15 protein-coding genes are annotated in these 16,627 nt (G+C 66.0%); 8 read left to right on the forward strand and 7 right to left on the reverse strand.

Annotated elements, in window-relative coordinates:
* Positions 1 to 7 precede the first annotated feature (7 nt).
* From nadB to AB6724_RS02325, 3 genes are all read right to left on the reverse strand, one after another.
* Complete coding sequence (gene nadB / locus AB6724_RS02315; protein WP_369336883.1) at positions 8 to 1,528, reverse strand: L-aspartate oxidase; 1,521 nt, start codon at positions 1,526 to 1,528, stop codon at positions 8 to 10.
* Between the two features lie 10 nt (positions 1,529 to 1,538).
* Positions 1,539 to 2,675 carry a quinolinate synthase NadA gene (gene nadA, locus AB6724_RS02320; RefSeq protein WP_500683332.1) on the reverse strand — a complete coding sequence of 379 codons (1,137 nt, stop codon included), beginning with the start codon at positions 2,673 to 2,675 and terminating at the stop codon, positions 1,539 to 1,541.
* Positions 2,676 to 2,860: 185 nt separating this feature from the next.
* Positions 2,861 to 3,820: a delta(1)-pyrroline-2-carboxylate reductase family protein gene (locus AB6724_RS02325; RefSeq protein ID WP_369336885.1), complete on the reverse strand. Its 960-nt coding sequence runs from the start codon at positions 3,818 to 3,820 to the stop codon at positions 2,861 to 2,863.
* A 147-nt stretch (positions 3,821 to 3,967) separates the two neighbouring features.
* Here AB6724_RS02325 and AB6724_RS02330 point away from each other — a divergent pair, with 147 nt between their 5' ends.
* The 3 genes from AB6724_RS02330 to AB6724_RS02340 all read left to right on the forward strand — a co-directional run bounded on the left by AB6724_RS02330 (position 3,968) and on the right by AB6724_RS02340 (position 6,928).
* Positions 3,968 to 4,300 (forward strand): hypothetical protein, encoded by a 333-nt coding sequence (locus tag AB6724_RS02330; protein WP_369336886.1) that lies wholly within the window; start codon positions 3,968 to 3,970, stop codon positions 4,298 to 4,300.
* A 135-nt stretch (positions 4,301 to 4,435) separates the two neighbouring features.
* Positions 4,436 to 5,308: a KPN_02809 family neutral zinc metallopeptidase gene (gene ypfJ / locus AB6724_RS02335; protein WP_369336887.1), complete on the forward strand. Its 873-nt coding sequence runs from the start codon at positions 4,436 to 4,438 to the stop codon at positions 5,306 to 5,308.
* Between the two features lie 198 nt (positions 5,309 to 5,506).
* On the forward strand, positions 5,507 to 6,928 hold the full coding sequence (locus AB6724_RS02340) for a DEAD/DEAH box helicase (RefSeq protein WP_369336888.1): 1,422 nt from the start codon (positions 5,507 to 5,509) through the stop codon (positions 6,926 to 6,928).
* A gap of 58 nt (positions 6,929 to 6,986) precedes the next feature.
* On the opposite strand, the gene AB6724_RS02345 is transcribed toward AB6724_RS02340, so the two are convergent.
* Entirely contained in the window at positions 6,987 to 7,841 is an 855-nt protein-coding gene (locus AB6724_RS02345; RefSeq protein WP_369336889.1) for a symmetrical bis(5'-nucleosyl)-tetraphosphatase, read from the reverse strand.
* A gap of 24 nt (positions 7,842 to 7,865) precedes the next feature.
* Here AB6724_RS02345 and AB6724_RS02350 point away from each other — a divergent pair, with 24 nt between their 5' ends.
* From AB6724_RS02350 to AB6724_RS02360, 3 genes are all read left to right on the forward strand, one after another.
* Complete coding sequence (locus AB6724_RS02350) at positions 7,866 to 9,158, forward strand: hemolysin family protein (protein ID WP_369336890.1); 1,293 nt, start codon at positions 7,866 to 7,868, stop codon at positions 9,156 to 9,158.
* A 127-nt stretch (positions 9,159 to 9,285) separates the two neighbouring features.
* Entirely contained in the window at positions 9,286 to 9,573 is a 288-nt protein-coding gene (locus AB6724_RS02355) for an H-NS histone family protein (RefSeq protein WP_369336891.1), read from the forward strand.
* Positions 9,574 to 9,693: 120 nt separating this feature from the next.
* The gene (locus AB6724_RS02360; protein WP_369336892.1) at positions 9,694 to 10,884 is read left to right on the forward strand and encodes an FAD-dependent monooxygenase; all 1,191 of its coding nucleotides are present in this window, start codon (positions 9,694 to 9,696) and stop codon (positions 10,882 to 10,884) included.
* A 59-nt stretch (positions 10,885 to 10,943) separates the two neighbouring features.
* On the opposite strand, the gene AB6724_RS02365 is transcribed toward AB6724_RS02360, so the two are convergent.
* Together AB6724_RS02365 and kynA are read right to left on the reverse strand one after the other, a co-directional pair.
* Positions 10,944 to 12,200: an MFS transporter gene (locus AB6724_RS02365; RefSeq protein ID WP_369336893.1), complete on the reverse strand. Its 1,257-nt coding sequence runs from the start codon at positions 12,198 to 12,200 to the stop codon at positions 10,944 to 10,946.
* Positions 12,201 to 12,298: 98 nt separating this feature from the next.
* Positions 12,299 to 13,174 (reverse strand): tryptophan 2,3-dioxygenase, encoded by an 876-nt coding sequence (kynA, locus tag AB6724_RS02370; protein ID WP_369336894.1) that lies wholly within the window; start codon positions 13,172 to 13,174, stop codon positions 12,299 to 12,301.
* A gap of 150 nt (positions 13,175 to 13,324) precedes the next feature.
* Here kynA and AB6724_RS02375 point away from each other — a divergent pair, with 150 nt between their 5' ends.
* Positions 13,325 to 14,203 (forward strand): methylated-DNA--[protein]-cysteine S-methyltransferase, encoded by an 879-nt coding sequence (locus AB6724_RS02375; RefSeq protein ID WP_369336895.1) that lies wholly within the window; start codon positions 13,325 to 13,327, stop codon positions 14,201 to 14,203.
* Positions 14,204 to 14,313: 110 nt separating this feature from the next.
* Positions 14,314 to 15,273, forward strand: coding sequence for a DNA-3-methyladenine glycosylase family protein (locus AB6724_RS02380; RefSeq protein ID WP_369336896.1), 960 nt, complete (start codon positions 14,314 to 14,316; stop codon positions 15,271 to 15,273).
* Here AB6724_RS02380 and kynU read toward each other — a convergent pair whose 3' ends face one another.
* On the reverse strand, positions 15,274 to 16,581 hold the full coding sequence (kynU, locus tag AB6724_RS02385; protein WP_369336897.1) for a kynureninase: 1,308 nt from the start codon (positions 16,579 to 16,581) through the stop codon (positions 15,274 to 15,276).
* Positions 16,582 to 16,627 lie beyond the last annotated feature (46 nt).

Raw genomic sequence — 16,627 nt, forward strand, 5'->3', positions numbered from 1 at the left:
TTGTTTTTCAGGCTGCCTGCGGCAGAGGGCGGTCGCGATTGCAGTGCGCGCCCACGCTGGTCCTGCGCTGCAGGGCGGCAGCGACCATCAGGCTGCAGACCTCGAGCTGGTTGCGCAGCGCCGGCTCTGCGGGCCGCCACTGGTCGCGCCACAAGGCCAGCTGTTCTGCGGCCTGGGCCAGGCCCTGGTCGCTGCGCACAATGCCCACCTGCTGGTGCATGAGCTGCTGCAGCGCCGCCAGCCTGCCTTCGGTGTTTGCGGCGCCGCAGTCCCGATCGGGATTGCACTGCAAGCGAGCAATCCCGGGCCTGGCAGTGCCGGGCCTGGCCGCGATGCGCTGTGCCGCGGCGCGTCCCATGACCACGCATTCCAGCAGCGAATTGCTGGCCAGGCGGTTGGCGCCATGCAGGCCGGTGCGCGCCACTTCGCCGATCGCATACAGCCCGGCCACGCGGGTTGTGCCGTCCACCTCGGCCTCTATGCCGCCGCAGGCATAGTGGGCGCAGGGCGCGACGGGAATCGGCTGGCGCGCGATGTCGATGCCGTGGGCCGCACACAAGGCCATCACGCCGGGAAAGTGCTGCTCCAGCCAGGCGCGGCTTTGGTGCGTGATGTCCAGCAGCACATGGCTCAGCTTGCGTTCCTGCATCTCGGCATAGATGGCGCGCGCCACGATGTCGCGCGGAGCGAGTTCGGCGCGCGGATCGTGACGCGGCATGAAACGCTCGCCGGGCTGTCCATCGGCAGCGGGCAGGCGCAGCAGCGCGCCTTCGCCGCGCAGGGCTTCGGACACCAGGCCCGCGGCTTTGTCATCCAACTGCAAGGCCGTGGGATGGAACTGCATGAACTCCAGGTCGCGCAGCGCACAGCCCGCGCGCCAGGCCATGGCCAGGCCGTCGCCCGTGGCGCCGGCGGGGTTGGTGGTGAAGGGGTAGATCCGGCCCATGCCTCCGGTGGCCAGAATCGTGTGGCCCGCATAGAGCTGCAGGCGGCTGCCGTCGGCAGCCTGCACCACGGCGCCCACGCATTGCCGGTTCTCGTCCTGCAGCAGCTCCAGCGCGCGGCAATGCTCGAGCAGGCTGATGTTGGAGCGTCGCCTGCAGGCCTGGAGCAGGACCTGGTGCACGGCCAGCCCCGTGCGGTCGGCCGCATGGACTATGCGCCGCGCGCCATGGCCGCCTTCGCGGGTCAGGTGCAGGCTGCCGTCTGCCTGGGTGGTGAAGGGAATTTCGTGGTCCTGCAGCCAGGCAATCGCGGCCGGACCCTGGGCCAGGATGCGGCGCACGGCGGCCTCGTCGCAGAGGCCGGCTCCGGCGGTCAGCGTGTCCTGCACATGGGCCTCCAGGCTGTCGCCGGCATCGAGCACGGCCGCTATGCCGCCCTGGGCCCAGGCGCTCGCGCATTCCTCGGCGCGGCCCTTGCTGAGCAGCGTGATGTGCAGCTGCGGCGGCAGGCTGAGCGCGGCCGTCATGCCGGCCAGCCCGGCGCCGATGATCAGGACATCGGCGCCAGCGATATCGTCATGCATGGTATTCACCTCAGGCCGGACCGAAGTTCTGGAACAGCGCCGTGTCGCGCGCCATATCGCCGCTGGACTGCACGCGCTGGCGCTGGGCGGCCGCGAACTGCAGCATGCGCTCAATGGGCTTGCGTGCGGCAAGGCCCAGCGCCGCATCGAGTTCGATGGCGCCGCTGCCCTGCAGCAGGGCCTGCTCCACGCCTTGCAGGCTGTTCATGGCCATCCAGGGGCAGAAGGCGCAACTCTTGCAGCTGCCGCCGGTGCCGGCCGTGGGGGCGGCCAGAAAGATCCGCTCCGGGTAGCGCTGGCGCATATCGTGAAGAATGCCCTGATCGGTGGCGACGATAAAGGTGTTGGTGGGCAGCTTGCCCACGGCGGCGATCAGCTGGGTGGTCGAGCCCACCACATCGGCCAGTGCCGTGACGGCGGCGGGCGACTCGGGGTGGACCAGGATCGCGGCCTCGGGGTGGGCATCGGCCAGGGCCTGCAGCTCGTCGGCCTTGAACTCGTCATGCACCACGCACGAGCCTTGCCACAGCAGCATGTCGGCGCCGGTCTGGCGCTGGATATGGGCGCCCAGATGGCGGTCGGGAGCCCAGAGGATTTTGTCGCCGCGCGCATGCAGGGCCGCGACGATGTCCTGACCCACGGACGAGGTGACCACCCAGTCCGCGCGCGCCTTGACGGCGGCGCTGGTATTGGCATAGACGACCACGGTACGGTCGGGATGGGCGTCGCAGAAGCGGCCGAACTCCTCGGCCGGGCAACCCAGATCCAGCGAGCAGGTGGCGTCGCCGTCGGGCATGAGCACGGTCTTGTCGGGGCTCAGGATCTTGGCGGTCTCGCCCATGAAGCGCACGCCGGCGACCACCAGGGTAGTGGCCGGATGCTCGGACCCGAAGCGGGCCATTTCGAGGGAGTCGCCGACACAGCCGCCGGTCTCGCGCGCCAGATCCTGCAGCGCGCCGTCCACATAGTAGTGGGCGACCATGACGGCATTGCGCTGGCGCAGCAGCTCCTTGATGCGCCGTGCGCTCTGGCGCTGCTGCTGCGGGCTTTGCTCGGGCGGCAGTCTGGCCCAAGCCTGGCCTGGACTGCACTGGCCGGCTGGCGTGGCTTGGTCGAATGTTACGGTCTTGATCTCCATGGTCTCCATCCAGGTTCTTGTGGTGTGAAATATTTATGCTCTGTTTGAGCATTATTTAACCGCGTTTTGCCGGATTTGTCATCTGTGCTGACAGTTGCAGCGACCGCGACCGGCCCGGTCTCGGCCGGAGAAAAGCGAGGTGCTGCGCTCTATCTCTTGTGGAGAAAGCGCCGTGTGCTTTTAAAACAAGAGCATCAAGGCGCTTGGAGCATCTGGTGCTGGCGCCAGGCCAGGCGCGTGGCGGCCAGGTCCCAGCCGCCCCAGCCGCAGGATTTGAAGAGCACAGCGCCGGCCGGGCGCGGCCAGTCCTGCTGCACCACGGCCGCCAGGGTCGGCAGAGCGCTCACGTCGATGCCGGCCTGCAGCAGGTCGCCGGCCTCATGCACGGCATCTTCGGTGTCGACCACGATCTGCCCCGCGTCCTGCATGCTGCGGCATAGCTGGGGCGCGAGCTCCACCATCTGCGGCGTGAACGCGCCCACGGCGCAGACAAAGGCGTCGGGGCGCGGCGCCTCGGTCAGCACCACGGCCTGGGCCGGGGTGCAGGTCACGATCAGCGGGCAGTGCCGCACGGCCTGGACCAGGTCGTCGGCAATATGGGCCTGCAGACCCAGGGCCTTGGCCTGTTCCAGAAGCTGGGCCGCGCTGGCTGCGCTGCGCGATCGGATCCAGACCTCGCGCGTGCCCAGGCCCTGGGCGAAAGCATGCAGATGGGCGCTGCCCTGAACGCCGGCACCGACGATGAGCAAAGGGCCTTGGGGCCGGGGTGCGAGTCTGCGCGCGGCCAGCAGCGAGACCGCGGCCGTGCGCCGGGCCGTGATCGTGGGGCCGTCCAGAATCAGCTGGCGCTGGCCGGTGGCCACATCGAACACCACGATATCGCCCTGAATCGTGGGGCGCATATGGGTCGCGTTGCCGGGCGTGAAGCTGATGAGCTTGGTCATGGCCAGCTGTCCGTCGGTGGCCGGCATGCAGAACAGGGAGCCGCCCCGGGCTAGCGGCATGACTATGCGTGCGGGCACCGAGATGGATGAACTGTTTTGCAGCTGTTGCAAAAGTGTTTCGATTTCGTCGGCCAGAGCGCTCCAGGGCAGCAGGGCGGCGGTGGCCTGGGCGTCGAGCGCGTCCGTAGGGATCGGGGTGGTATCGGTCATCGTGGATAGAAGCGGGGCAGCTGCGGATGAGCACAGCTTACAAAATTGCAAGCAGCGCGGGTGTTTGACCGACAGTCCTGTGGTTCTTGCGCCGCAGCCGCAGCGCGCACAATAGCGGCTGTCTCATTCATTTATTTTTTGCATCCCATGTTTGGCTTATCTTCCCGTCCGGCACAACGCAAAGAACCTACCTGGACCCAGGCCGCTGCGGCCGGCTCCAAGTCCGAGCCGGTGTGGCGCGATGCCGGCGCCGCCCCGGCCTATGAGCCCAGCCAGGTGCAGGCCGGCGAGCCGCGCAAGACGTCATCGGCCAAGCTGTGGATCTCGGTGCTGCTGGCCGTGGCGGGCCTGCTTGCCGTGGTCTATCTGCTGCTGCGCATGGTCAATGTGGTGGAGGAGCAGATGGCGCGCAGCCAGCCCCAGCGCGCCAGCTCGGTCAGTAGTGTTCCTGCGGCCGTTGTCAACGTCCCGGGACGCTGAAACGTCAAGAATGGTGATGCGGGCAGGCGGCGCGTTGTTACGGAGCCGGAAAACTGAAAACCGGCAGCGGCCCGGGCCGTGGAGCACGTAATATCCGCCTCCCGGTTTCTGCCAACACAGCAAAGGAGTCACACCATGAGATGGGAAGGTAACCGCGAGTCGGACAATGTGGAAGACCGCCGTGGAGAAGGCGGCGGTGGCGGCTTTCCGATCGGTGGACGCGGCATAGGCATAGGCACGGTGGTGCTGGCGCTGATAGGCTGGGGCGTGTTCGGCATCAATCCGCTGACGACCATAGGCGTGCTCTCGGGCGGCGGCGCGCCCCAGGTGCAGCAGCAGGCTCCGGCCCATAGGCCCGCAGCCGACGACCAGGGCGCCAAGTTCGTCTCCACGGTGCTGGCCTCCACGGAGGATGTCTGGGCGCAGATCTTTCGCGATGGCGGCGCCCAGTACCACAACCCCAAGCTGGTTCTGTACACCGGGGTCACGCGCACGGCCTGCGGTGCCGGCCAGGCGGCCATGGGGCCGTTTTACTGCCCGGGCGACCAGAAGGTCTATCTGGACATGGATTTTTTCAACACCATGAGCCGACAGTTGGGCGCTCCTGGTGAATTTGCGCGTGCTTATGTGGTGGCGCACGAGGTGGGCCATCATGTGCAGAATCTGCTGGGCATCTCGGGCAAGGTCGACAGCATGCGCGGCCGCGTGAGCGAGCGCGAGCAGAACGCCATGTCCGTGCGCCTGGAGCTGCAGGCCGACTGTCTGGCCGGCATCTGGGCCAACAAGTCGCAGCAGGCCAAGAACTGGCTGGAGCAGGGCGATATCGAGTCGGCCGTCAACGCGGCCCAGCAGATCGGCGACGACAAGCTGCAGCGCGAAGCCACGGGCACGGTGCGGCCCGACAGCTTCACCCATGGCTCCAGCGCCCAGCGCGTGCGCTGGTTCACCCAGGGCTACAAGACCGGCAGCGTCAAGGCCTGCGATACCTTTGCGGCCCAGTCGCTCTGAGAGCGCGGAGCCCGGAACCCGGCGTGTGCCCAGTCACACGCCTTTTGTTTTACGGTGCTAAATTGGCTGGACTCGGGTTATCCCGATAGATTGCACGGGATATTTCATGGGCTCTGCACCTCTGAAAACAACGGTGCTGCGCCGGAAATGCACATGGACAACGCGAAAAACGCACTCGGTGCGACAATAGCGCCCTCAATGACAAGCTCTTTCTCCAATCTTCACTTGGCTGAGCCCCTGGCACGCGCAGTGGCCGACATGGGCTACGAGTCCATGACTCCGATCCAGGCGCAGGCCATTCCGGTTGTTCTGACCGGCAAGGACGTCATGGGCGCAGCCCAGACCGGCACAGGCAAGACGGCGGCCTTCTCGCTGCCGCTGCTGCAGCGCTTGATGCGCCATGAAAATGCCTCGGCATCGCCGGCACGGCATCCGGTGCGCGCCCTGGTGCTGCTGCCCACGCGGGAGCTCGCCGATCAGGTGGCGCAGCAGATTGCCCTGTACGCCAAGCACACCAAGCTGCGCAGCACCGTGGTGTTTGGCGGCATGGACATGAAGCCCCAGACCATCGAGCTCAAGAAGGGCGTGGAGGTGCTGGTGGCGACGCCGGGCCGTCTGCTGGACCACATCGAAGCCAAGAACGTGGTGCTCAACCAGGTCGAATATGTGGTGCTGGACGAGGCCGACCGCATGCTGGACATCGGCTTTCTGCCGGATCTGCAGCGCATCCTCTCCTATCTGCCCAAGAGCCGCACCACGCTGCTGTTCTCGGCCACGTTCTCGCCCGAGATCAAGCGCCTGGCCGGCAGCTATCTGCAGGACCCCGTGACCATCGAGGTGGCGCGTCCCAACGAGACGGCCTCGACGGTGGAGCAGCGCTTCTACAAGGTCACGGATGACGACAAGCGCTATGCGATCCGCTCCGTGCTCAAGGAGCGCGACATCCGCCAGGCCTTCATCTTCTCCAACAGCAAGCTGGGCTGCGCACGCCTGACGCGTGCGCTGGAGCGCGACGGCCTGCGTGCCGCGGCCCTGCACGGCGACAAGAGCCAGGACGAACGCCTGAAGGCGCTCGAAGCCTTCAAGGCCGGTGAAGTCGACCTGCTGGTCTGCACCGACGTGGCGGCACGCGGCCTGGACATCAAGGACGTGCCCGCGGTCTTCAACTACGACGTGCCGTTCAACGCCGAAGACTATGTGCACCGCATCGGCCGTACGGGCCGTGCCGGAGCCTCGGGTCTGGCCGTGACCCTGGTGACCGACCACGACAGCCGCCTGGTCGCGGATATCGAGAAGCTCACCAAGAAGAAGATCGAGGTCGAGCCCGCTCCCATGTCCGACTTCCGTGCCGCGCGCCAGAGCCGCGGCAGCGACGACTATCGTCCGCGCCGGGAGCGCGAGTACGATGGCGCGGCCCGTGGCGGCCACGCCCACCGTCCGTCGCGCATGGCGCCGCGCGCAGCCAATACCGACCCGTTCTTTGACCGCCCCTATGAGGCCAAGGGCGCTGCCGAGGCTGCGGCCTGGGACAGCCAGCGCGCTGCGCCCGTCAAGACCCCGGGCATCAAGCCCAAGCGCAAGATCGCGGCCCTGTTCAAGGCCCCGGTAGCGGCCTCCTGATCCGGACCGCGCATGACAAAACGCCTGCTTTTGCAGGCGTTTTTGCTTTACGGCCGCTTCAGGCCTTGGCGCCGGGCACCTGGGCCTGCGGGCACTGCAGCTGGATCAGCTCGCGCTCGTGCAGGTGCTCGCCGATGCGCATCATGCTCAGGCATCCGCCCCAGACGCAGCCGGTATCCATGGCCATGAGGTCGGGGCGGTTGACATGGCCCAGTGTGGACCAGTGGCCAAAGGCGATGGGAACACCGGCCGTGGCCCGGCCCGGAACGTCAAACCAGGGCATCAGCCCCGCCGGTGCCTGGGCGGCGGATTCGACGCTGTCGAAGTCCATGATGCCGTCGGCGCTGCAAAAGCGCAGGCGGGTAAAGGCATTGACGATGCAGCGCAGGCGATCGTCGCCCTGCAGATCGGCCGACCAGCGGTCCGGCAGATTGCCGTACATGTGCTGCAGAAAGCGCGCAAAATCCGCGCTCTGCAGCACGGCCTGCACCTGGGTGCTCAATGCCAGGCAGTCCTGCAGATCCCATTGGGGCAGCACGCCCGCATGCACCATGAGCAGATCTTCGCCATGGGCATTCGTATGCAGCCGCGCCAGCGGCTGCTGGCGCAGCCAGTGCAGCAAGGCCTCGCGGTCCGCGGCCTCGAGCACCTGGGCCAGCGTGTCGCGCTTGCTCTGGCGGCGCAGACCTTGGGCCGCGGCCAGCAGGTGCAGATCATGGTTGCCCAGCAGGGCGCGCATGGAGTCGCCAGCGCGCATGCAGCGGCGCAGCACCTCGGCGGACTTGGGGCCGCGGTTGACGAGATCGCCGAGCACATAAAGTGTGTCCCGACTTGCGGAGAAATCCACGGTTTGCAGCAGCCGCTCGAAGGCGTCGTCACAGCCCTGGATATCCCCGATACAGTAAAGTGCCATGGTCTTCTTTCTTATGGACAAGTCATGGATTTTCTGCTGATCGCATTGCTGACGCTGCTCAATGGTGTGTTCGCAATGTCGGAATTGGCATTGGCCTCCAGCCGCCGGGCCCGTTTGCTGGCCTTGGCCGAAACCGGTGACAAGGGGGCCCAGGCGGCTTTGACGCTGCTGGAAAACCCCACCCAATTTCTGTCCTCGGTACAGGTAGGAATTACCTCGATAGGCATGCTCAACGGGATTTTGGGCGAGGCCGCTTTCAGCGACGGGCTGGCCCGCTGGATGATTTCCTTGGGAGTTTCCGAGGGTGTTGCCTCTATTTCTTCCACGGCAGTCGTGGTAACCGCTATCACATTTATAACGATTATCTTCGGCGAGCTGGTGCCGAAGCGCATAGGCCAGCTGTATCCGGAATTGGTGTCCACGGTTATAGCCAGGCCCATGACCTGGGTGGCTTCAATGGCCAAGCCCTTTGTGCGTCTGCTGGCATTTTCCACGCATGCGGTTTTGATTCTGCTGCGGATTAATGAGTCCACGGGCCGCACGGTCACCGAAGAGGAAATCGCTGCCAGTTTGGAAGAGGGGCGCGAAGCGGGTTTGATCGAAGCCAGCGAGCACCAGATGGTGCAGAACGTTTTCCATTTAGACGACAGGCCTTTGACATCTTTGATGGTGCCGCGCGCTGATGTGCATTGGCTGGATGGCGATATGACGATAGCCCAGGCCTTGGCGGCCACGGCGGACGGCAGGGAGATGGGAGGGCACTCGTGGTACCCGGTCTGCCGTGGCTCCCTGGACGAGGTGCTGGGCATCATCAGCGTGGCGCGTTTGCTGGCCATGAGCGAGCAGCAAGAAATCCTGCGAGAGCATGTGCTCGCTCCATCTTTTCTGCCCGAGACCCTGAGCGGCATGGAACTGCTGGATCAGCTGCGTGCCAAGACCGGTCGCATGGTCTTCGTGGTGGACGAATACGGCGTGGTCCAGGGCATCATGACGCCGCGCGATCTGCTGGAGGCGATTACCGGCGAGCTGCGCCCGGTGGAGGATGAGGAGGCCTGGGCCACGAAGCGCGAGGATGGCTCCTGGCTGCTGGACGGGCTGATGCCGATTACCGAATTGAAAGCCCGTCTGGCAATACGCGAGCTGCCCGATGAAGATAAAGGTCGCTATAACACCGTCGCTGGTTTACTCATGGCCGAAAGCGGGCATCTGCCGATTTTGGGCGAACGCGTGCATTGTGCGGACTGGGTATTTGAAGTGATTGATCTGGACGGCAAGCGAATAGACAAGGTATTGGCATTTCAAATTTCTGTAACATGAAGTATTAATGAGGGGTTACATTTTGGGAATGTGGTGCCATTGTGGTTATTGCTTACTAATTACCTCGCCCGTCTGAAATTCATTCATTTACAATGAGCGCACTTTAATCAACTACCAAGCGCATATCATGAGCACTTACAAGGAACTACTGAAGCAAAGAGAAGAGCTGGAGCAGCAGATTAATGAAGCCCGTTCGCGCGAACTGGCCGATGCTGTGACCAAGGTTCGCAATCTGATCGCTGAATACGGCCTGACCGCCGAAGACGTGTTCCCTCCTGCTCGTGCTCGCTCGGCCAATGCCGGTGCCAAGGTAGCTCCCAAGTATCGTGATCCGGCCACGGGTCAGACCTGGACCGGCCGCGGCAAGCCGCCGAAGTGGATTGCAGACCAGGATCGCGAGAAGTTCGCCATCTGAGCCGATCCTGCGCACGTTGAAAGAGCCCGCCTTGGCGGGTTTTTTTCATGTTCAAAGTCTTGCCGCAGCGCAAGCGAAGTTCTTCCGGAGCCCGATATCAAGACGGCACAATAAGAGCCCATGAACAAGCAGGTGTTGATTGCGGGGGGCGGCATAGGAGGTCTGGCGGCGGCCATTGCGGCGGTGCGTGCCGACTGGGATGTGCGCCTTTTCGAGCGTGCCACGCAGTTTTCCGAGGTCGGAGCCGGGATCCAGCTCGGTCCGAATGTGGTGCGCCGACTGCAGGCCTGGGGTTTGCAGCGGCCCTTGCAGAAGGTTGTGGCCTCGCCCACGGCCTTGCGCGCCTGCAGCGCGGTCTCGGGGCGGGAGCTGGGGCGGCTGCCGCTGGGGGCCGATATGGTCCATCGCTATGGTGCGAGCTACGTCACCATACACCGCGCCGATCTGCACCAGCTTTTGCTGCAGGCCCTGCAGGACCTACCCGCGGTGCACCTCAACCTCAGCCAGACCGTGACCAGCTATGCCGAGCAGGACGGCGTCATCACCATACGCACCAGCAGCGACAAGCTGATCGAAGGGGATGCACTGATAGGCGCGGATGGCGTGCGCAGCGCCGTGCGCGCCCAGATGCTGGGCGACGGTCCTCCGCGCGTGACGGGGCATCTGGCCTACCGGGCCATGGTGCACCAGGCGCAGCTGCCCAAGCGCCTGCGCACCAGCGAGGTGACGGCCTGGCTGGGCCCGCAGCTGCACGCGATCCAATACCCGGTACGCCGCGGCGAGCTGCAGAACCTGGTGGTGATCGTGCAGGGCCCGCCTCCGGACGATCTGGACCACTGGGACCATTCGGCGAATCTGCCGGATCTGCTGCAGCACCTGAAAGGCACTTGCAGCTATCTGCAGGATCTGATCCAGCATGTGCCCGATGCGGGCGGGGAGTGGCGCCTGTGGCCGGTGGCGGACCGCGTGCCGGTGTCTTCCTCCGGCCAGATGGCGCAAGGCCTGGTGGCCCTGCTCGGCGATGCGGCCCACCCCATGCGTCCCTATCTGGCCCAGGGCGCGGGCATGGCCATAGAGGATGCGGCGGAGCTGCAAAGCGCGCTGTCCATGCACGATCTGGACGTCAGCCTGCGCCTGCGCCGCTACGCGCTCAACCGCTGGCAGCGCAATGCACGCGTGCAGGAGCGCTCGCTGCGCAACGGCCGCATCTTCCACGCCACGGGCGTGATGCGCTGGGGGCGGGATCTGTCGCTGCGCGCCCTGGGCGGGCGCATCATGGACGTGCCCTGGCTTTACGAAGGCTCTCTCTAGCTGCTATCGAAATAGAGCTGGAGGCGCATACCCGGCATGCGCGGCAGCCGGTTTCCGCTTCAATGCTTGGCCTGGCTCAGCAGGGGCGATGGCGGGATGAGCTTGTAGGCCAGCGTCCCCAGGGCCAGCATGACGGCCACCATCAGCATTACGGCCAGATAGATGTCCGTGCCCTGGCGCTCGGCCACACCGGCCACCACACCGGACAGCCACTGCATGAGCGCGACGCCCAGAAACATGGCCATGGTGAAGATGGACAGCGCGCGTCCCGTGGTCTCGGGCGGGTAGGAGGAGCGCACATCGGCATAGAGCAGGGTGCCGTAGCCCGAAAGCATGCTCATGGCCAGCAGCAGCAGCACGTTCCACAGGGGCTGATGTACCAGGGCCAGCGCCGTAAAAATGCAGCCCATGAGCAGCGCAAAGCGCGCAATGCGCCGGCGGCGCAGCTTGGGGCCGGGATCCAGACGGCCGAACATTGAGGGCGCGAACAGCGAAATGACCGAGGCGGCCAGCGCCACATTGCCCGTGGCCACCAGGGAAAACTGATAGCGGTCCATCAGCATGGGGCTGAGCCAGAGGCCGCGCACGGTCAGGAACGAGGCATAGCCGACCATGCCCAGCAGCACGATGCCCCAGGTATGGCGCAGCAGCAGCAGGCTCGCAAAGCCCTTGAGCGCCACCATGAAGCCGGGCCTGGGCAGGGCGTCGCTGGCCAGAGGGGGCTCGTGCACGCGCAAAAAGATCAGCAGCCAGGACAGGGCGCTGAACACGGCCAGCAGGCCAAAACCGCTGCGCCAGCCCAGGTGCTGCACCAGCCAGGCCAGCGGCGTGCCCGTGAACAGCAGGCCCAGGCCGCCCAGGCCCATGGCGATGCCCGAGATATAGGCAAACCTGTCGGGCGGAAAGTGGCGCGCGATGAACATGGTGCTGGCCAGAAAGGCCGGCGAGCAGCCCACGCCTATGAGCAGCTGGCCCAGCATCAGCCAGGGATAGCTGGGCGCGAGGGCGGACAGCGCGGCCCCGGCAACCGTCAGCGGGGAGGCGAGCAGCACGGTGCGGCGCAGACCATAGATGTCCATGCCTACGCCCATCAGCAGCTGGGCCACGCCGAAGGACAGGCCGAACAGCCCCGCAAACGAGCCCAGCGACTGGGCCGAGAGGCCGAAGTCGGTGCGCAGGCCTTCGGCCATGATGGAGGCCGTGGTGCGGAAGGCCTGGCTCAGCGCAAAGCCGCTGAGCAGGCACAGCAGCATGGCCCAGGGCATGGAGGCTGGAGATTTCACGCCGTCGGGGGCATGGCTGGGGTCGGAAGGCATGGGGCTGGGTGTTGATATATCAATTCTGGTGGCAAGCCTAGGGACTCGGAGCCGGCCGCGCTGTCACCAAGGGAGCAGCGGCGGCGCTCTCCCGGCTCTCACAGCTCGGTGCGCAGGCTCCAGATTTCGGGGAACAGCACCACGTCGAGCATCTTCTTCAGATAGCTGACTCCGCCCGTGCCGCCCGTGCCGCGCTTGAAGCCGATCACGCGCTCCACGGTGGTCAGGTGGCGGAAGCGCCAGAGGCGGAAAGCGTCCTCGATATCGGTGAGCTTTTCGCCGAGCTGGTACAGGTCCCAGTGCTTGTGCGGATCGCGGTACACGGTCAGCCAGGCCTGCTTGACGCCTTCGCTGGCTTCGTAGGGCTGGGTCCAGTCGCGCTGCAGGCGGTCGGCCGGCACCTCGATGCCTTCGCGCGCCAGCAGCTGCAGGGACACGTCGTACAGCGACGGCGATTCGTAGGCGGCCTGCACCTGGGCCAGCAGATCGGGGCGGTGCTCGTGGGGCTTGAGCATGGCCGCGTTCTTGTTGCCCAGCGCGAACTCGATGCAGCGGTACTGGTAGCTCTGGAAGCCGCTGGAATTGGCCAGATAGGGGCGCATGGCCGAATACTCGGGCGGGGTCATGGTGGACAGCACGGTCCAGGCGCTGACCAGCTGCTCCATGATGCGCGAGACGCGTGCCAGCATCTTGAAGGCGTCGGGCTTGGTTTCGCCCGAGGCATTGGCGATCGCCGCCGTGGCCGCGCGCACCTCGTGCAGCATCAGCTTCATCCACAGCTCGCTGGTCTGGTGCTGGACGATGAACAGCATCTCGTCATGCGCGGGCGACAGCGGGTGCTGGGCGGTGAGGATCTGATCCAGGTGCAGATAGTCCCCATAGCTCATGTCGTGGCTGAAGTCGAGCTGGGCTTTCTCGTCGCGGACTATGGCTTCGCCGCCATGCATGGGGCAGCCGGAGGATTCAGTCGTCATGGTGCAATGTCTATAGGTAAAGCGGTGCGCGCAGGGTAACCCAAAGTGCTGCCGCCGTGCGGCAAATCGCCACCCCTGCGCTGCAAGAACGTGGATGCGTGGAGCTGCGGTCTTGCGTACAGTGGAGCCACGATTTTCAAAAGCCCCGCCATGTCACTTGCGAGCAAAAAAACTGTTTCCGACGCCAGCAGTGCGGCGCAGCAGGAGTCCATCACCCGCTGCTGCCGCTGGCTGGAGAGCGAAGAGCCCGTGCCGGCGCTTGAAGAGCTGGCCCGGCGCCTGAACCTCAGCCCCTGGCAGTTGCACCGCAGCTTCAAGCGCGCCACGGGCCTCACGCCCAAGGCCTATGCCAAGGCCAGGCGCGGCCACGCTCTGCGCGCGGCGCTGGCGCCCGCGCAAAGCCGCTCGGTCACCGACGCCGCCTATCTGAGCGGCTACGAGGCCAGCAGCAGCTTCTACAAGGATGCACCGGCCATGCTGGGCATGGCGCCCCAGGCCTACCGCGACCGCGGGCGCCACCAGAGCATACGTTTTGCGCTGGCCGAATGCTCGCTGGGCAGTCTGCTGGTGGCCAGCACCGAGCGCGGCGTGTGCTGCGTGCTGCTCGGCGACGACGCCCAGGCGCTGGTCGAGGATCTGCAGCAGCGCTTTGCCGCGGCCGAGCTGATAGGCGCCGACGCCGGCTACGAGCAGACCGTGGCGCGCGTGGTGGCGCTGATCGAGCAGCCGCGCCTGGGCCTGGCGCTGCCGCTGGACATCCAGGGCACGGCCTTCCAGCAGCGAGTCTGGCAGGCGCTGCAAAGCATTCCTGCGGGGCAGACGGTCAGCTATTCGCAGCTGGCCCAGCGGCTGGGCATGCCCCAGGCCGCGCGTGCCGTGGCCAGCGCCGTGGCGGCCAATCCCATCGCCGTGGCTGTGCCCTGCCACCGTGTGCTGCGCAACGACGGCAGCATCTCGGGCTACCGCTGGGGCGTGGAGCGCAAGCGTGCGCTGCTGCTGCGCGAGGCCCAGCAGGCCGCAAGGGCTTGACGTTGAAAACATAGCTGATAGCGCAGGCCCAGCCTCGAATTTTTATAGATTCAGTTTGAATATCTATGAATACGAAGCGTGGCCTGCTCTTGAAAACATAGAAAGAGTCCATGTGGATCGAATCCCTGCAGCCCCTGCCACAGCCCTATCGCTGGGCGGAATTCCTGGCTTTTCATGGCCGTGACGCCAGTCAGCGCTCGGAGCTGCTGCTGGCGCAGCAGCAGCGCCTGTACAAGGCCTTGATCTGGGATGGCCGGCCCGCGCTGCTGGTGCTGGACTGGGATGCGCAACAGGTGCGGGTGCGGCTGCAGGGGACGGGCCGGGGTGGCGAGGAGCGGCTGCAGGCCATGCTCAAGCGCATGCTGGGCCTGGCCTATCCGCCGGCCGCTCTGGAGCGCAGCCAGGCTGGTCATGCCGAACTCGGGCCTTTGCTGGCCGCTCAGGCCGGACTGCATGTGCCGGCAGCTCCCACGCCGTTCGAGGCCTTGAGCTGGGCCATCATGGGCCAGCAGATCTCGGTGGCCGTGGCCGTGTCGCTGCGCCGCAAGCTGATAGAGGCGGCGGGCGTGCCGCTGGAACCCGCCACGCAAAAGCTGCTGCCCGAGGCCGCAGATCTGCTGGCCTATCCCGACGCCCGGCGGGTGGCGGCGCTGGACCTGGAGACGCTGCGGGCCCTGAGCTTTTCCCAGGCCAAGGCCCAGACCTTGCTGGCCGTGGCGCGCCTGGCGGCCGCCAAGACCTTGCCGCTGGATGAATGGGCGTGGCAGAGCGCTCGGGGCCTGTGGGATGAGGCTGCCGTGGCCGAGGCCGAGCGGCAGCTGCTGGCCATCAAGGGCATAGGCCCGTGGACCGTGAACTACTGCCTGCTGCGCGGCTATGGCTGGCCCGACGGCAGCCTGCATGGCGATGTGGCCGTGCGCCGCGCCATGGGCTTGCTGATGCAAAAAGAAAAGCCAGATGCGGCAAAACCTGACGCTTTGCAGGCGCGCCTCTGGCTGGAGCAGTTCAAGCCCTGGCGCGCACTGGTGGCGGCGCACCTGTGGGCTTCGCTGGCCGATCAGTCGTATTGATCAGGTCACTGCATTGATGGTGTTGAACTCAGGCTTTTTCCACTCGCCCGATTCCAGCACCTGGCGCAGATGCTCGACGGCCTGCCAGACATCGGCGAAGCCCACATACAGCGGCGTGAAGCCGAAACGCAGAATGTCCTTGTGGCGGCCCGTGCCGCCGTCGCCCTTGCGGAAGTCGCCGATCACGCCGCGCGCGATCAGCGCCTGGACGATGGCGTAGGCGCCGCTGCCCTGGCCATCGACGCCCAGGCCTTCCTCGCGCGTGAGGCAGACCTGGGAGCCGCGCGCTGCGTGCTCGCGCGGCGTGGCTAGGCCCAGGCCGTGGCCCTGGCAGCGCTCTTCGACGAGCCGGATGAACAGATCGGTCAGGGCCAGCGATTTGGTGCGCAGCGCGGCCATGCCGCCAAAGGCCTCGGCCTCGGTGTAGATGTCGATGCCGCACTGCAGCACGCTCATGCTGACCATGGGCTGGGTGCCGCAGAGATAGCGCTGTATGCCCTGGGCCGGATGGTAGTCGGGCACGAACTTGAAGGGCTCGGCATGGCCGAACCAGCCCGACAGCGGCTGCCAGAAGCGGTTGATCAGGCGCGGATGGGCCCAGACGAAGGCCGGCGAGCCGGGGCCGCCGTTGAGGTATTTGTAGCTGCAGCCCACGGCGAAGTCGGCATCGGCGCCCTTGAGGTCCACGGGCACGGCGCCCGCGCTATGGCACAGGTCCCAGACGCAGAGAATGCCCTGGGCATGGGCCGCGGCCGTGACGGCGGCCATGTCGTGCATGGCGCCCGTGCGGTAGTTGACATGGGTGAGCATGGAGATCGCCACATCGGGCTGCAGCGCGCCGGCGATTTCCTCGGGCTCCAGCAGCACCAGCTCCAAGCCGTATTCCTGGCACACGGACTGGGCGATATAGAGGTCGGTGGGGAAGTTGCTGCGCTCGCTGATCAGCTTTTTGCGGTCCGGCGCATCCTCGCGCGCGATGCGCGCCGCGGCCGTGAGCACCTTGTAGAGGTTGATGGAGGTGGTGTCGGTGAACACCAGCTCGCCGGCGCCCGCACCTATCCAGGGCGCGAACTGGTTGCCCAGACGCTCGGGCAGGGTGATCCAGCCGGCCTTGTTCCACGAGGTGATGAGGTCCTTGCCCCATTCCTGCGTCACCACCTGCGCGGCGCGGGCCGCGGCCGCCTTGGGCTGGGCGCCCAGGGAATTGCCGTCCAGATAGATCACGCCTTCGGGCAGCGCAAAGCGCTCGCGCAGCGGGCGCAGCCGGTCCTGGGCGTCCAGTGTCAGGCAGTCTTGCAAGGTAGTCATCGGTATCCTCTGTGGTTTTGATAGCGGCAAGCGCATATTCTGATTG

The organism is Comamonas guangdongensis, from assembly GCF_041079535.1.
In the GTDB taxonomy this organism is placed as follows: domain Bacteria; phylum Pseudomonadota; class Gammaproteobacteria; order Burkholderiales; family Burkholderiaceae_C; genus Comamonas; species Comamonas guangdongensis.

What these genes read in the sequence shown, in the direction of transcription:
- AB6724_RS02350 (WP_369336890.1), top strand. Translation starts at nt 7,866, where the DNA reads ATGGATTTTCTGCTGATCGCATTGCTGACGCTGCTCAATGGTGTGTTC.
- AB6724_RS02330 (WP_369336886.1), top strand. Translation starts at nt 3,968, where the DNA reads ATGTTTGGCTTATCTTCCCGTCCGGCACAACGCAAAGAACCTACCTGG.
- AB6724_RS02340 (WP_369336888.1), top strand. Translation starts at nt 5,507, where the DNA reads ATGACAAGCTCTTTCTCCAATCTTCACTTGGCTGAGCCCCTGGCACGC.
- AB6724_RS02360 (WP_369336892.1), top strand. Translation starts at nt 9,694, where the DNA reads ATGAACAAGCAGGTGTTGATTGCGGGGGGCGGCATAGGAGGTCTGGCG.
- AB6724_RS02380 (WP_369336896.1), top strand. Translation starts at nt 14,314, where the DNA reads ATGTGGATCGAATCCCTGCAGCCCCTGCCACAGCCCTATCGCTGGGCG.
- kynU (WP_369336897.1), bottom strand. Translation starts at nt 16,581, where the DNA reads ATGACTACCTTGCAAGACTGCCTGACACTGGACGCCCAGGACCGGCTG.
- AB6724_RS02345 (WP_369336889.1), bottom strand. Translation starts at nt 7,841, where the DNA reads ATGGCACTTTACTGTATCGGGGATATCCAGGGCTGTGACGACGCCTTC.
- nadB (WP_369336883.1), bottom strand. Translation starts at nt 1,528, where the DNA reads ATGCATGACGATATCGCTGGCGCCGATGTCCTGATCATCGGCGCCGGG.
- AB6724_RS02375 (WP_369336895.1), top strand. Translation starts at nt 13,325, where the DNA reads ATGTCACTTGCGAGCAAAAAAACTGTTTCCGACGCCAGCAGTGCGGCG.
- AB6724_RS02355 (WP_369336891.1), top strand. Translation starts at nt 9,286, where the DNA reads ATGAGCACTTACAAGGAACTACTGAAGCAAAGAGAAGAGCTGGAGCAG.
- AB6724_RS02365 (WP_369336893.1), bottom strand. Translation starts at nt 12,200, where the DNA reads ATGCCTTCCGACCCCAGCCATGCCCCCGACGGCGTGAAATCTCCAGCC.
- ypfJ (WP_369336887.1), top strand. Translation starts at nt 4,436, where the DNA reads ATGAGATGGGAAGGTAACCGCGAGTCGGACAATGTGGAAGACCGCCGT.
- AB6724_RS02325 (WP_369336885.1), bottom strand. Translation starts at nt 3,820, where the DNA reads ATGACCGATACCACCCCGATCCCTACGGACGCGCTCGACGCCCAGGCC.
- kynA (WP_369336894.1), bottom strand. Translation starts at nt 13,174, where the DNA reads ATGACGACTGAATCCTCCGGCTGCCCCATGCATGGCGGCGAAGCCATA.
- nadA (WP_500683332.1), bottom strand. Translation starts at nt 2,675, where the DNA reads ATGGAGACCATGGAGATCAAGACCGTAACATTCGACCAAGCCACGCCA.